11 protein-coding genes are annotated in these 13,489 nt (G+C 68.1%); 3 read left to right on the top strand and 8 right to left on the bottom strand.

Annotation, left to right across the window (positions count from 1 at the left end):
• Window positions 1-42: 42 nt before the first annotated feature.
• Entirely contained in the window at window positions 43-687 is a 645-nt protein-coding gene (locus AC6CR5_RS17900) for a 3-oxoacid CoA-transferase subunit B (RefSeq protein ID WP_020926099.1), read from the bottom strand.
• Window positions 684-1,373: a 3-oxoacid CoA-transferase subunit A gene (locus tag AC6CR5_RS17895; RefSeq protein WP_024070578.1), complete on the bottom strand. Its 690-nt coding sequence runs from the start codon at window positions 1,371-1,373 to the stop codon at window positions 684-686. The genes AC6CR5_RS17900 and AC6CR5_RS17895 overlap by 4 nt, the downstream gene beginning before the upstream one ends.
• A gap of 170 nt (window positions 1,374-1,543) precedes the next feature.
• On the opposite strand from AC6CR5_RS17895, the gene AC6CR5_RS17890 reads away from it, so the two are divergent.
• Window positions 1,544-2,326 carry an IclR family transcriptional regulator gene (locus tag AC6CR5_RS17890; RefSeq protein WP_498084780.1) on the top strand — a complete coding sequence of 261 codons (783 nt, stop codon included), beginning with the start codon at window positions 1,544-1,546 and terminating at the stop codon, window positions 2,324-2,326.
• A 50-nt stretch (window positions 2,327-2,376) separates the two neighbouring features.
• On the opposite strand, the gene AC6CR5_RS17885 is transcribed toward AC6CR5_RS17890, so the two are convergent.
• The 4 genes from AC6CR5_RS17885 to ppc all read right to left on the bottom strand — a co-directional run bounded on the left by AC6CR5_RS17885 (window position 2,377) and on the right by ppc (window position 8,910).
• Complete coding sequence (locus tag AC6CR5_RS17885; RefSeq protein WP_006391655.1) at window positions 2,377-3,105, bottom strand: SDR family NAD(P)-dependent oxidoreductase; 729 nt, start codon at window positions 3,103-3,105, stop codon at window positions 2,377-2,379.
• Between the two features lie 155 nt (window positions 3,106-3,260).
• A complete protein-coding gene (locus tag AC6CR5_RS17880) occupies window positions 3,261-4,601 on the bottom strand; it encodes a short-chain fatty acid transporter (protein ID WP_006390043.1) in 1,341 nt (446 codons plus the stop codon).
• Between the two features lie 182 nt (window positions 4,602-4,783).
• Window positions 4,784-5,719, bottom strand: coding sequence for a 3-hydroxyacyl-CoA dehydrogenase family protein (locus tag AC6CR5_RS17875; RefSeq protein WP_448685473.1), 936 nt, complete (start codon window positions 5,717-5,719; stop codon window positions 4,784-4,786).
• Between the two features lie 344 nt (window positions 5,720-6,063).
• Complete coding sequence (gene ppc, locus AC6CR5_RS17870; RefSeq protein WP_498084779.1) at window positions 6,064-8,910, bottom strand: phosphoenolpyruvate carboxylase; 2,847 nt, start codon at window positions 8,908-8,910, stop codon at window positions 6,064-6,066.
• A gap of 171 nt (window positions 8,911-9,081) precedes the next feature.
• Between ppc and queC the strand changes: the two genes are divergently transcribed.
• Both queC and AC6CR5_RS17860 read left to right on the top strand, forming a co-directional pair.
• Entirely contained in the window at window positions 9,082-9,795 is a 714-nt protein-coding gene (gene queC / locus AC6CR5_RS17865; RefSeq protein ID WP_020926106.1) for a 7-cyano-7-deazaguanine synthase QueC, read from the top strand.
• A 331-nt stretch (window positions 9,796-10,126) separates the two neighbouring features.
• Entirely contained in the window at window positions 10,127-11,752 is a 1,626-nt protein-coding gene (locus AC6CR5_RS17860; RefSeq protein WP_227740026.1) for an EAL domain-containing protein, read from the top strand.
• On the opposite strand, the gene AC6CR5_RS17855 is transcribed toward AC6CR5_RS17860, so the two are convergent.
• Window positions 11,730-12,911: an MFS transporter gene (locus AC6CR5_RS17855; RefSeq protein WP_395500592.1), complete on the bottom strand. Its 1,182-nt coding sequence runs from the start codon at window positions 12,909-12,911 to the stop codon at window positions 11,730-11,732. The genes AC6CR5_RS17860 and AC6CR5_RS17855 overlap by 23 nt on opposite strands.
• Window positions 12,908-13,453 carry a GNAT family N-acetyltransferase gene (locus AC6CR5_RS17850; protein WP_049053005.1) on the bottom strand — a complete coding sequence of 182 codons (546 nt, stop codon included), beginning with the start codon at window positions 13,451-13,453 and terminating at the stop codon, window positions 12,908-12,910. Before AC6CR5_RS17850 ends, AC6CR5_RS17855 begins: the two co-directional genes overlap by 4 nt.
• Window positions 13,454-13,489: the final 36 nt, after the last annotated feature.

Raw genomic sequence — 13,489 nt, 5'->3', positions numbered from 1 at the left:
TCCAGGAAATCGGCCCCGGCGTTGCCGGGGCGCGGGGATTGATCAGTTGGAAAACTTCAGCGGCAGGCCGGTCAGGCGCAGCAGTTCGTCGGCGGTGGTTTCGCCGAACATGTCGATCACCGTGACGCCGTCGGCGCGGATGTCGAACACGGCCACGTCGGTGTACACGCGCGACACGCAGCGCACGCCGGTCAGCGGATAGGTGCAGGCGTCGACCAGCTTGCTCTGGCCTTCGCGGGTCTGCAGTTCCATCATGACGAAGACGTCCTTGGCGCCGATGGCCAGGTCCATCGCGCCGCCCACGGCGGGGATGGCGTCGGGCGCGCCGGTGTGCCAGTTGGCCAGGTCGCCGTGCTGCGACACCTGGAAGGCGCCCAGCACGCAGATGTCCAGGTGGCCGCCGCGCATCATCGCGAACGAGTCGGCGTGATGGAAGAACGAGCAGCCGGGCAGTTCGGTGACGGGCTGCTTGCCGGCGTTGATGAGGTCGTAGTCTTCTTCGCCCTTGGCCGGCGCGGGGCCCATGCCCAGCATGCCGTTCTCGGTGTGCAGGATGACCTCGCGGTCGGCCGGCAGGTGGTTGGCCACCAGCGTCGGCAGGCCGATGCCGAGGTTGACGTAGGCGCCTTCAGGGATGTCCTGGGCGACGCGGGCGGCGATCTGGTCGCGGGTCAGTTTGGTGCTCATTGCTGCTCCTTGGCGGCCTGGGCGGCGTCTATCTGCACGACGCGCTGCACGAAGATGCCGGGGGTGACGACGGTTTCCGGGTCGAGGGCGCCCAGTTCCACGACTTCGCGCACCTGGGCCACGGCCACGCGCGCGGCGCTGGCCATGATGGGGCCGAAGTTGCGCGCGGTCTTGCGGTACACCAGGTTGCCCCAGCGGTCGCCGCGCTCGGCCTTGATGAGGGCGTAGTCGGCGTGCAGCGGATATTCCAGCACGTATTGGCGGCCGTTGATCTCGCGGGTTTCCTTGCCGTCGGCCAGCGGGGTGCCGTAGCCGGTGGGCGAGAAGAACGCGCCGATGCCGGCGCCGGCGGCGCGGATGCGCTCGGCCAGGTTGCCCTGGGGCACCAGTTCGAGTTCGATCTTGCCGCTTCGGTACAGGCCGTCGAAGATCTGCGAGTCCACCTGGCGCGGGAACGAGCAGATGATCTTGCGCACGCGGTTGGCGCCCAGCAGGGCGGCCAGGCCGGTGGTGCCGTTGCCGGCGTTGTTGTTGATGATGACCAGGTCCTTGGCGCCTTGCTCGAGCAGGGCGTCGATCAGTTCCATGGGCTGGCCGGCGGTGCCGAAGCCGCCGATCATGACGGTGGCGCCGTCAGGGACGTCGGCGAGGGCGGCCGCCGCGCTTGCAACAAGCTTAGAAATCATGGTGTTCGCTCATAGGTGGCGTGTCATAATTTGTTCTTAATTAGAACTTTCGTTCTTCTGAAGAACATCGTTTCATGGGGATGGTCGACCGTCAAGGCAAGCCGGCGCGGTGCGATCCTCCCCGTTTCAGGGTTGCCGGCAACGGCAACGTTTTTTCTCGCGGTAGACGGATGACCGAGCAAGCAACCCAGCAACCCAGCGACAGCTACGTTCAATCTTTTGCGCGCGGCCTGTCCGTGATCCGGGCGTTCGGCCCGGATCGTTCCCAGATGACGCTGTCCGAGGTCGCGGCCGTCACCGGCCTGACCCGCGCCGGCGCGCGCCGCATCCTGCTGACGCTGGAGCACCTGGGCTACGTCACGGTCGAGGACCGCAAGTTCGCGCTGACCCCGCGCATCCTCGAACTGGGCTACGCCTACCTGTCGGGCACGCCGTTGTGGAACCTGGCGCTGCCCTACATGGAAGAAGTGGCCGAGCAGACGCGCGAGTCGTGCTCGGTGTCGGTGCTGGAAGGCGCCGACATCGTCTACATCCTGCGTCTGTCGACGCACAAGGTCATGACCATCAACCTGGCGGTGGGCAGCCGCCTGCCGGCCTGGGTGACGTCGATGGGCCGCGTGCTGCTGGCGGGCCTGCCCGCGGCCGAACTGGACCGGGTGCTGGCCATGAGCCAGATCCAGGCCTATACCAAGGACACCGTGACCGACATCGGCGCGCTCAAGGCCATCCTGGCCGGCGTGCGCGCCGACGGCTACGCCTGCGTGGCGCAGGAACTGGAACCGGGCCTGCAATCCGTCGCGGTGCCGATCGTCGACCGCAGCGGCCGCGTGATCGCCGCCATGAACGTCAGCGGCCATGCCAACCGCTTCTCGCGCGAGGAAATGCTGGCGACCTTCCTGCCGCCGCTGCGCCACGCCGCCGACCAGATCAACCACGCGCTGCTGCGCCGCTAGGCGGCGCGGGCGGGCGGAGTCGGGCAGGCGGGCGGACATGGCGGCCGGTCTCAGATCGGGGCGACGCCCAGCGTCGTGCCGCCGCAGACGTACAGCATCTGGCCGGTGACGAAGCCGTTGTCGGGCGACAGGAAGAACATGGCGGCGCGCGCCACGTCCTCGGGCGTGCCCAGGCGCTTGACCACGATGCTGTTGATGATGCGTTCGGTCTGCGGCGCGCCGGCGGGATTGCTCTTGGTGAACAGGTCGGTGGCGATGGGGCCGGGGCCGATGGCGTTGACCGTGATGCCGTCGCCGCCCAGTTCCATCGCCAGCGTGCGCGTCAGGCCGACCAGGCCGGCCTTGGTGGCCGAATAGACCACGCGGTCCGGCTTGCCCAGCGCGGCGCGCGACGACATGTTGACGATGCGGCCGAAGCCGGCGGCGCGCATCGCCGGCAGCGCGGCCTGCACCAGGATCAGCGCGGTGCGCAGATGCAGGTTGACCACGTAGTCCAGGTCGGCCAGGGTGGCCGTGTCGGCGGTGCCGGGACGCGTGGCGCCGGCGTTGTTGACCAGGCCGACGATGTCGTAGGCCGCGGTCACTTCGGCGGCCACTTCCTTGGTGCGCGCCTCGTCGGTCAGGTCGGCCTGGTACGACACCAGCCCCGCCGGCGGATGCTCGGGCAGGCGGTAGTCGATGTTGACGACCTTGTGTCCGGCATCCAGCAGCATGCGGATGATGGCGGCGCCGATCCCGGCGCTGCCGCCGGTCACCAGATACGCGGTAGGTTTGCTCATCTCAGCTCCCAATTCAGTTCTCAATCGCGACGTCCTCAAGAACACCGCCTCTCAATATTCCATCTGCCTCCCCAGCGAGGACACCGCCAGATCCGGCTCTGCCGGTCTGCAGGTGTCGCCCCCTGGGGGGCGCGCGCAAGCGCGTACGGGGGGGCTTAATGCGTCAGATAGCCCCACGCCAGCACGGCGGTGATGTGGATCACGCCGACCCACAACATCATGATGACCGTATAGCCCATCACGTCGCGCAGCTTGAGCTTGGACAGCGCCAGCGCCGGCAGGATCCAGAAGGGCTGCACCAGGTCGTTCCAGGCGTTGCCCAGCATCACGGCCATGGTCGTCTGGTTGAGCGCGCTGCCGATTTCGCGGGCGGCGTCGATCATGAACGGACCCTGGATGACCCAGTGGCCGCCGGCCGAGGGCGCGAAGAAGTTGATGACGAACGAGCTGATCAGGCCCCAGAACGGCAGCGTGGCCGGCGTGGCGACGTCGACGAACACCTTGGAGATCGTGGTCACCAGGCCCGAGGCGGCCATGATGGCCATGATGCCGGCGTAGAACGGGTACTGCAGGATGATCCCGGAGATCGTCTTGATGCCTTCGGTCAGCTTGGCCACGTAGGCGGCCGGCGTGCCCAGCAGGATGATGCCCAGGAACAGGATGATGAAGTTGATCAGGTTCAGGTCGAGCGAGCCGCCATCGATGAAGTGGAAGGCGACGTAGGCCACGCCCAGCGCGCCGATCAGCAGGCTGAGGATGCGGCTGTTGTTCAGCTTGGAGGCGAGGGTGCCTTTCTCCAGCATGTCTTCGGCCGCATTGGACGCGTTGGCGTCGCGGTCGATGGCCGGGTCCACTTCGACGATCTTCTCGCCCTTCTTTGGATGCAGCCAGGCGTTCAGCAGCGGCAGCGTCACGATGATCACCAGGCTGGTGATCAGCATCGGCACCGAGAAGATGGTTTCCGTCAGCGGGATGATGCCCATCTGCTTGGCGGTGGGGTGGCCGGGGGTGGCCACCAGCACGGGGATGCTGGCCGACAGGCCCAGGCCGTACATGGTGAAACCGCTGTAGGCCGCGGCGATGATCAGCGGGTAGTGCACACCCTTGACCTTCAGCGCCAGTTTCTTGGCGACGATGCCGCCGATGACCAGGCCGAAGCCCCAGTTCAGGTAGCTGCCGATGCCGCCCACCAGCGTGGCGACGATGATGGCGGTGTGCGGCTTGTGCACGTGGCTGACGATGCGGTTGAGCAGGCGGTCGGTCAGCGGCGCGGTGGCCAGCACGTAGCCCATGGCCAGGATCACGGCCATCTGGGTGGTGAACGCCAGCAGGCTCCAGAAGCCCTTGCCCCAGGCGCGGGTCACGTCGCCGATGCCCTGGCCTTCGATGCCCATGGCCAGCAGCACGGTGAGCAAGGTCAGCGCGATCGCGAAGACAAAGGGATCGGGCAGATACTTGCGCATCAGCTCAGTGAAAAAAGATGCCAATTTATTCATGGTGCCTCCTACGAACTCCGGTAAGGCATATTGCTCTTGTGTCTTGCGCCGTGGCGCGCCGGATGTGGCGGCGCCGCGGGTGGGACGGTCGGTTTCTTTGTGTGGTTGGGCTCGTGGCCCGCTGGCGCGTCGGAGGGATCGCCGCGCGCCTTATGGTGTAGGGTTTCGGTGATGCGGCGGCGTCAGGAATCGCCGGCCTTGGCATTGAGCCACGCGGCCAGCTCGCCCAACGCCGCGCTCTTGTCGCGCAGCACCCGTTCGCGGCGTTCGGCGCTCCAGGTGTAGAACCCCTGGCCGCTCTTGGCGCCGAGCTGGCCGTTCTCGACCTTGCTCTTGAGCAGCTCGGACGGCTCGGTGCGGTTTTCCAGGTCTTTGTAGAGATAGCTGGCGATGGCGTAGTGGACGTCGATGCCGTTCATGTCGCGCTGCTCCAGCGGACCGGACAGCGCCAGGCGGATGCCCAGGCTCCACTTGACCACTTCGTCGATGTCCTCGGCGCTGGCCACGCCCTTTTCCAGCAGCGAGATGGCCTCGCGCGCCAGGGCGTGCTGGATGCGGTTGGCGATGAAGCCGGGGATGTCCTGGCGCACCAGCACCGGGCGCTTGCCGCCCAGGCGCAGCGTCGCCATGACGCGCGCCACGGTGTCTTCCGAGGTGGCGTCGTTGCGCACCACTTCGACCAGCGGGATGACGTCGGCGGGGGTGAAGAAGTGCGTGCCGACGAAACGGTCGCGGCGCGCGACAGCACTGGCGATGGCGTTGATCGACAGGCCCGAGGTGTTGGTGGCGAAGATCGCTGCGGGCTTGCACAGCGCGTCGAGCTGGGCGAACAGGCCGCGCTTGAGTTCCAGGTTCTCGGGCACCGCCTCGATGACGAGATCACAGGCGGCGGCCGCGTCCAGGCCGGGCGCCATGCGGATGCGTTGCATCACGGCGTCGACCTGGCCGGGGGCGTAGACGTTCAACTGGCGTTCGATGACGGCGCGGGCGCGATCCAGGGCGCCTTCCATCGGATCGACCAGGACCACGTCCAATCCCTTCGAGGCGAAGAGCGCGGCGATGCCGCTGCCCATGGCGCCGGCGCCGATGACGGCCAGATTCTGCAGGGGAGTATCCATGAGGGTTCGCTTGCCTTACACGGCGCGCGCGGCGGGCGGCACAGGCGGAACCAGGGAACTGCGATCTGTCTCTTCCGTCGGTGTCTTCCTGTGCGCGGGCCAGAAAAATCGTTGTGTTCTATATACGAACATTTGTGCGTATATAGAATTTCTGGAAAAGATAGTACTAAAAGTTGCCGGGGGTGGACAAATGGCCTTTTTGCGGTGTTCGGCAGGTGGACAGTGCGGGGCGCCACCAGGCCGCCTGCCGGGGCGTCGCGTTCCGCATGGAGGGCCGATCCGAGGGGATGGGGGCAAAGAGGGCGCCGGAGCGCGGGGCCCCGGCGCGGCGTTGGTCTTTCGTCTCAGCCCGAGTTGCGCAACCCCGCTGCGATGCCGTTGATGGTCAGGTGGATGGCGCGTTGCACGCGTTCGTCGGCCTCGGCGGCGGGCGACTTCTGCGCCGCGCGGTGGCGGCGGATCAGGTCGACCTGCAGATAGTTGAGCGGGTCGATGTAGGCGAAGCGCTCGCGCAGCGAGGCCTGCAGCGCGGGGTTGTCGGCCAGCAGTTCGCGCCGCGTCAGCAGCTTGAGCATGGCCAGGGTGCGGGCGTGCTCGGCGCTGATCATGCCGAAGATCTTCTCGCGCAGCGCGCGCTGCGGCACCAACTGCGCATAGCGCGCGGCGATGGCCAGGTCGGACTTGGCCAGCACCATCTCCATGTTGGACAGCAGGGTGCGGAAGGCGGGCCAGTCGCGCGCCATTTCGCGCAACTGGGCCAGGCGGCCGCGCTGCGAGCGCGGCGCCCCCGGCGCGCCGGTCTCCAGGTAGGCCTCGATGGCCGAGCCCATGCCGTACCAGCCGGTCAGCATCAGGCGGCATTGGGCCCAAGAAAACCCCCAGGGGATGGCGCGCAGGTCCTCGATGCGCTGGCCCTTCTTGCGCGAAGCCGGGCGCGAGCCGATGTTCAGGCCGGCGATCTCGGCGATGGGCGTGGCGGCGAAGAAGTACTCGGCAAAGCGCGGCGTGTCATACACCAGGCCGCGGTAGCTGCGCTGCGCGGCCTCGGACATGAACGACATGGCCGGGCCGTGCTGCGCCATGTGCGCGTCTTCCGCGCTGGTGGCCTCGGCGCGCGGCGCCAGGCTGGATTCGAGCGTGGCGGCGACCAGCAGCTCCAGGTGCCAGCGGCCGACCTCGGCGTCCTTGTACTTGCTCTGGATGACCTCGCCCTGTTCGGTCAGGCGGATCTGGCCGGCCACGGTGCCGGGCGGCTGCGCCAGGATGGCGTCGAAGCTGGAACCGCCGCCGCGGCCCACCGAGCCGCCGCGGCCGTGGAACAGGCGCAGGCGCACGTGGCGGCTGGAGAACACGTCGACCAGTGCGCGCTCGGCCTGGTACAGCGACCAGTTGGAGGTGAGGAAACCGCCGTCCTTGTTGCTGTCGGAATAACCCAGCATGACTTCCTGGGCGCCGTTCTGGGCGCGCTTCACGCGCTCGCGGATCTCGGGCAGGTCGAGCCAGGCGGCCATGATGTCGGCGCCGCGCTGCAAGTCGGGAATGGTCTCGAACAGCGGCACCACCATCAGGCCGTCTTCCGGCGGGATGTCCTGGCCGGCGGGCGCGATCAGGCCCGCTTCCTTCTGCAGCACCATCACTTCCAGCAGGTCGCTGAGGGTTTCGGTGTGCGAGACGATGGTCTGGCGCACGGCCTGCCTGCCATAGCGCTGGCGGCCGGCGGCGGCGGCGCGCAGCACCGCGAGCTCGCGCGTGGTGTCCTCGCTGTAGGCGATCCAGGGCGAGGCCAGCGGCCGCGCCTGCGCCAGTTCGGCGCGCAGCAGGGCCACGCGCGCGTCCTCGTCCAGCGCCAGATAGTCCAGCGGCTGGCCCGCGTGCGTGACGCCGGCGCGGCTGAACAATTCGGCCAGCGCGCGTTCGTGCACGTCGGAACTCTGGCGCAGGTCGACCGTGGCGAGGTGGAAACCGAACACTTCGACCGCCTGCTGCAAGCCGGCCAGCCGCAGCCGGCCGATGGGCGCGCCATGGTGCGCGGCCAGCGACGCTGCGATGATGGCCAGGTCGGCCGACAATTCCTGCGGCGTGTCGTAGGGCTGCGCCGCGACGGTGCTGCGGCGGGCCAGGTTCTGGCCGGTCAGGCGCAGCGCGGTGGCGGCCAGGCGCGCATAGACGCCGACCAGCGCGCGGCGGTAGGGCTCGTCGCTGCGATGCGGCGAGTCGTCGCCGCTGTGTTCGGCCAGCGCCAGCAGCGCCGGGTCGACCGCGATCAGCAGCGTGGTGATGGACAGTTCGGCGCCCAGCGCGTGGACTTCCTGCAGATAGTGCTCGAACAGCACCGTGGCCTGGCGCAGCAGGGCGCGCTCCAGCGTGTCGGCGTCGACGTTGGGGTTGCCGTCGCGGTCGCCGCCGATCCAGCTGCCCATGCGCAGGAACGGCTCCAGCGGCGCGGGCGGGGCGCCGAAGGGCTTGGCGTCGCGGTTGAGCAGCTTGGACAGGTCGCCGTAGACGCGCGGGATGACCTGCAGGAAGGTGCTGCGGTAGTACGACAGCGCGTTCTCGATTTCGTCGGCCACCGTCAGGCGGGTGTAGCGCAGCATGCGCGTCTGCCACAGCGTGGCCACGCGGCCGAGCAGCGCGGCGTCGAGCTCGGCCAGTTCCTCGGGAGTCAAGGGTTGGTCGCGCTGGGTCAATGCCGCGGCGATCTCGCGATGCACGTCCAGCGTGCTCTTGCGCTGCACCTCGGTGGGGTGGGCGGTCAGCACCGGCATGACGCAGGCCTCGGCCAGGAGGCGGCGGATGCGCGCGGGCGTCACGCCCTGGCGGCCCAGGGTCTGCACGGCATCGCGCAGGCTGCCGCGGGCCGGCGCGTCGCCCGCCAGCGCGCGGGCGCGCTGGCTGCGGTTCTGGTCGCGGTCCTCGGCGATGTTGGACAGGTGCAGGAAATAGCTGAAGGCGCGCGCCACCGAGTTGGGGTCGCTGCCCTGCAGGTGCTTGACGCGCTGTTCCAGCAGCTTGCCGTCGGCGGCATTGCCTTCGCGGCGGAATTTGACGGCGGTGCGGCGCAGGGTCTCGATGGTGTCGAAGACGCGTTTGCCTTCGCATTCGGCGATGACTTCGCCGAGCAATCGGCCTAACAGCCGGATATGGTGACGCAAGGGTTCTGCTGAATCGGACTGCGGGCGGCTGGCATTCATCGGGCGGGAGATCCGTCGGGCTGCTGGAAAAGGGGAAGGGTCAGGTGATGCGCACTGCGGGTAAACCGTAAACGAGAACGGCACCGATTTTACGCAGGCTTCCTTACGGGGAAGACGGCCAGCTGCGGTAAAGTCTGGCCTATCCCTTAGTCTTTGCAGAAACCCCCTTTTATGCTGAATCACCAACGTCGCGCGCTCGTGCTGTTTTCGGGCGGACAGGATTCCACCACCTGCCTGGCCTGGGCGCTGGACCGCTATGCCCATGTGGAAACCGTGGCGTTCGACTACGGCCAGCGCCACCGCATCGAGCTGGATGCGCGCCTGAACGTGCTGCGCGACATCCGCGCGCGCTTTCCGCAATGGGCGCCGCGCCTGGGCGAAGACCATCTGCTGGACCTTAAGGTGCTGGGCCAGGTGGGCGACACCGCCATGACCAGCGACCGCGCCATCGAGATGCAGGAAAACGGCTTGCCCAACACCTTCGTGCCGGGACGCAACCTGCTGTTCCTGACGCTGGCGGCCGCCCTGGGCTACCGGCGCCAGCTGGACGTGCTGGTGGGCGGCATGTGCGAAACCGATTTCTCGGGCTATCCCGATTGCCGCGACGACACCATCAAGGCGCAACAGGTGGCGCTCGGGTTGGGCCTGGGCAGCCGCGTCACCATCGAGACACCGCTGATGTGGATCGACAAGTCCGAAACCTGGGCGCTGGCAAAGCACCTGGGCGGCGACGCCCTGGTCGAGACCATCGTCGAGGAAAGCCACACCTGTTACCTGGGCGAGCGCGGCGCTCGCCATGACTGGGGTTATGGCTGCGGCGAATGCCCGGCCTGCAAGCTGCGCCGAGCTGGCTGGGACAAATGGCAGGCGCAGGGCGGGATCTGAGGCCTCCGTCCATCCCCCATCGATAACCCTGAATTCACACCGCTTCAGCGACAGGCCGCGATGCACTGCCGACCAACGCCGCAATGGCGTCAGAACTCGCGCGGACGGTAGCCAGGCGCGTGTCGCTACGTTTCGCCGATCAGTGATTTTTATTTCGATATATTGAATTCCATTCATTTAAAAGTGAATGGAATTCAATTATTTTCGACTTTGCGCAGCGACGTGAACGATTGAGCGCTCTTTTTTTGCGACCCTGTTCCCGGTATGGAGATGCAAACAAACATTTCAATACCGTTCGATGGAAAGCGGTTTCACTCAGGGCTCAATCATCATGAATCGGTCGCGCATTATCCTTATTTTCGACAACGAATTCGCCAAGCAGGGCATCTCCGATTCGCTCGAGCAGATCGGTTTCGTCCTGAATCCCGTATCGCTCCAGGAACCGGCGCCGGCGTGCCAGGCCGGCGAAATCCAGGTGCACCTGTGCCTGCCGCGAGATCTGGACATCACCATCGGCCAGTTGCGCGCGCGCTTCGCCCATTCCACGATCATCGCCATCCGCCACATCGAAAGCCCGGCGGTGCGGATCAATGCGCTGCTGGCCGGCGCCGACAGCTGCTATGGCGCCAACATCAGCTATAGCGAAGTGGCGGCCGCGATCCAGTCGGCGCAACGCAAACTGACCCTGTGCCAACCGCCCGCGGCGGTCGCACCGCGGCGGGCGGACGCGCCGCTCGATCCGACCGCGGCCGAAAAAAGCTGGCGGCTGTGCGACAACGAATGGACGCTGGTCTCGCCCGCGGGGCCGGGCGTCAGCCTCACGCCCATGGAGCGCGCGGTGCTCAAAGGCATGCACGCGCATGCCGAACGGCTCATCCGCCGCGCCGATTTCGCGGTCGCCAGCCTGGATATCCCCGGCAACGGCCGCGCGCTGGACCTGGTCATCAGCCGCCTCAAGCGCAAGGGCGCGGCCGCCGGGCTGAGCATTCCGATCCGCAGCTTGCGCGGCAAGGGGTATTCGTTCTCCGCCGCGTTGGCGCAGGATAGCGCCGCCGGCGACGGCCGCGAACCGGCGGCGCCCCGGAAAGAGGGCGGGCCCGTCTCGCCGTTGCTGGCCGCGATCCAGGGGGACCGGCTGCAATTCCACTACCAGCCCATCGTCGCCGCTTCGGACCTGGAGATCGTGGGCGCCGAGGCGCTGTTGCGGTGGCGGGCGGCCGGCGGCGAAACGCTGGGCATCGACGGCCTGTTGCGCGAGGCGGGGGCGCCCGAGGTCGCGCAAGCCCTGATCAGCTGGGGCATTCGCACCATTGCGAGCGACCAGGCGCGCTGGCGGCAGGCGGCGCGCGGCTGCGGACCTGCGGTCAATATCAATATCTCGCCCCAGAGCTTTGCCCGCCGTGACGTCGTCGGCGTGATCCTGCGAGATATCGCCGTGTGTGGACTGGCGCCGCGCGATATCCGCATCGAACTTACCGAAGAGGCGGCCTTGCACGCGGCCAGCGCGGACATCCGTTGCATGCTGGAGGAGTTCACCAGCCGCGGCATCCAGGTGTGGCTGGACGATTTCGGCAAGGGCTACAACAACCTCGAATGGCTGTCGACGCTGCCGCTGGCGGGCTTGAAACTCGACAAGTCCATCGTCTGGAGCGCGGCGCGGCAGGCCGATGCGCAGAAAGTGCTGGCCTCGATCTGCCAGCTGGCGCGGGATCTGGATATCGTCACCGTGGCCGAAGGGGTAGAAACCGAGGCGCATTGCCGGGCCGCGCGGGAAGCCGGCTGCGACCTGTTGCAGGGCTTCCTGTTCTTCAGGCCCGGCACCGCCGACGAACTGGCCACCGCGTTGAACGCGCAATGCCAGCGCCGTGACGACGAGGCCTGGGCGCGCGACCGCGGTGCGCCCGCCACGGCGGTCCGCGACGGCGGCGCGCCGTTCAGCCCCGTGCCCGGGCAATGAAGCGCCACCGCAGCGCCAATGCGGCGGCCAGGATGGCGCCGGCCAGGCCGGCGGACATGCCCATCGCGGCATGCGCCCCATGCCGTTGCACGACGTAGGCGTACGCCACCGGCGCGGCGGCCGTCAGCAGGAAGCTGGGCATCAGCAGGGCGCCGGTCACCGCGCCGTAACTGCGGAAGTCGAACAGTGCCAGCGGCAGCGTGCCGCGCGCGATGGTCAGCAGGCCGTTGCAGGCACCGTACAGCGAGGCATAGGCGGCCAGGGCGGCGAGATGGCCGCCGGAGAACAGCGCCAGCATGAAGCCGAGCGGCAGCAGGGTGGCCACCGCCAGGGTCAGGGTCAGCGGATGCAGGCGAGATCCCAGCGCGACATCGGCCAGCCGCGAGGCGAACTGGCCAATGCCCCATAGCGCGGCGACGTTGACGGCCAGGGCCTTGGCCAGGCCAAGGCCAGACAGCAGGGGGATCAGGTGGGCGGCGTTGCCGGCCGCCAGGAAGTTGGTCAGCATGGCGATCGTGGCATACAGCGCGCCAGCCAGGCGACGCTCGCGGGCATTGCGCGCCAGGCCGGCTCCGCCCTGGCCGGATGCCTGCGCCGGCGCGGCGTAGCGCGTGCGCGGCAGCGCCAGGTACAACGGCAGCGTCGCCAGCGCCAGCGCGGCGTACGCCAGCACCGCGCCGCGCCAGCCCAGCCAATCCGACAGCGCATGGCCCACCGGCCACATCACCGTCGAGGCGAGTCCGCCGAACAGGGTGATCTGCGACATCGGCCGGCGCGCGGCGGGACCCGCGGCGCGCGCCAGCGAAGCGAAGGCGGCGTCATACAGGCACAGCCGCATGCCCAGGCCCAACAGCGTCCAGGCGGCGAAGTACGCTACCGGGCCGTGCGCGGCGGCCAGCAGGATGCAGCCGGCCGCGGCCACGACGGCGCCGGTCGGCATGATGCGGTGGCCGCCCCAGCGGTCCACCGCCCGGCCAGCCAGCGGCGAAACCAGCGCCATGACGACGATGGCACAGGAGAAGCCGCCATAGATGGTGGCGGGGTTCCAGCCCAGGTCGGCGGCCATGTCCGGTCCGAGCGCGCCGATCAGGTAGAACGTCACGCCCCAGCCGACCAGTTGGGTCAGGCCCAGGCAGACCACCGCGCGGGCGGCGATCACGGGCGTTGCGGCGGCGTGCCGTCGCCTTCGCCGAGTGCGCGCTGCATCAGCACGGTGTCGCGCCATTCGCCATGCTTGTGACCCACCGAGCGCAGCGTGCCGACCGGATGGAAGCCCTGGCGCGCATGCACCGCGAGCGAGGCGGCGTTGCGGCTGTCGCCCACCACCGCCAGCATCTGCCGCCAGCCGGCCGCGGTGCAGCGTTCGACCAGCGTCGCCAGCAACCTGCCGCCGATGCCCTGGCCGGCGCGGCCGGCCTTGACGTAGACCGAATCCTCGACGGTGTGGCGGTAGGCGGGACGCGGACGATAGGGGGTCACGTAGGCATAGCCCACGACTTCGCCGTCGATTTCGGCCACCAGGTAGGGCATGTCCTTTTCCAGCACGCCGGCGCGCCGCTGGCGCATTTCCTGGATCGACGGCGGGTCCAGTTCGAACGACGCGGTGCCGTGCTGCACGTGATGCGCGTAGATGGATTTGATCGCGGGCAGGTCGGCGTCGACGCTGTCGCGGATCAGGATGGGAGCGGCGGAGGGCGGCATGGCGGTGTTTTCGGCGGTGGGGGATCGATGGAAAGC

Source organism: Achromobacter sp. EG18, from assembly GCF_059759395.1.
The sequence above is the reverse complement of the archived record's forward strand: the minus strand, read 5'-3'. Positions and strand labels throughout refer to the sequence as shown.

What these genes read in the sequence shown, in the direction of transcription:
- AC6CR5_RS17900 (WP_020926099.1), bottom strand. Translation starts at nt 687, where the DNA reads ATGAGCACCAAACTGACCCGCGACCAGATCGCCGCCCGCGTCGCCCAG.
- AC6CR5_RS17895 (WP_024070578.1), bottom strand. Translation starts at nt 1,373, where the DNA reads ATGATTTCTAAGCTTGTTGCAAGCGCGGCGGCCGCCCTCGCCGACGTC.
- AC6CR5_RS17890 (WP_498084780.1), top strand. Translation starts at nt 1,544, where the DNA reads ATGACCGAGCAAGCAACCCAGCAACCCAGCGACAGCTACGTTCAATCT.
- AC6CR5_RS17885 (WP_006391655.1), bottom strand. Translation starts at nt 3,105, where the DNA reads ATGAGCAAACCTACCGCGTATCTGGTGACCGGCGGCAGCGCCGGGATC.
- AC6CR5_RS17880 (WP_006390043.1), bottom strand. Translation starts at nt 4,601, where the DNA reads ATGAATAAATTGGCATCTTTTTTCACTGAGCTGATGCGCAAGTATCTG.
- AC6CR5_RS17875 (WP_448685473.1), bottom strand. Translation starts at nt 5,719, where the DNA reads ATGGATACTCCCCTGCAGAATCTGGCCGTCATCGGCGCCGGCGCCATG.
- ppc (WP_498084779.1), bottom strand. Translation starts at nt 8,910, where the DNA reads ATGAATGCCAGCCGCCCGCAGTCCGATTCAGCAGAACCCTTGCGTCAC.
- queC (WP_020926106.1), top strand. Translation starts at nt 9,082, where the DNA reads ATGCTGAATCACCAACGTCGCGCGCTCGTGCTGTTTTCGGGCGGACAG.
- AC6CR5_RS17860 (WP_227740026.1), top strand. Translation starts at nt 10,127, where the DNA reads ATGAATCGGTCGCGCATTATCCTTATTTTCGACAACGAATTCGCCAAG.
- AC6CR5_RS17850 (WP_049053005.1), bottom strand. Translation starts at nt 13,453, where the DNA reads ATGCCGCCCTCCGCCGCTCCCATCCTGATCCGCGACAGCGTCGACGCC.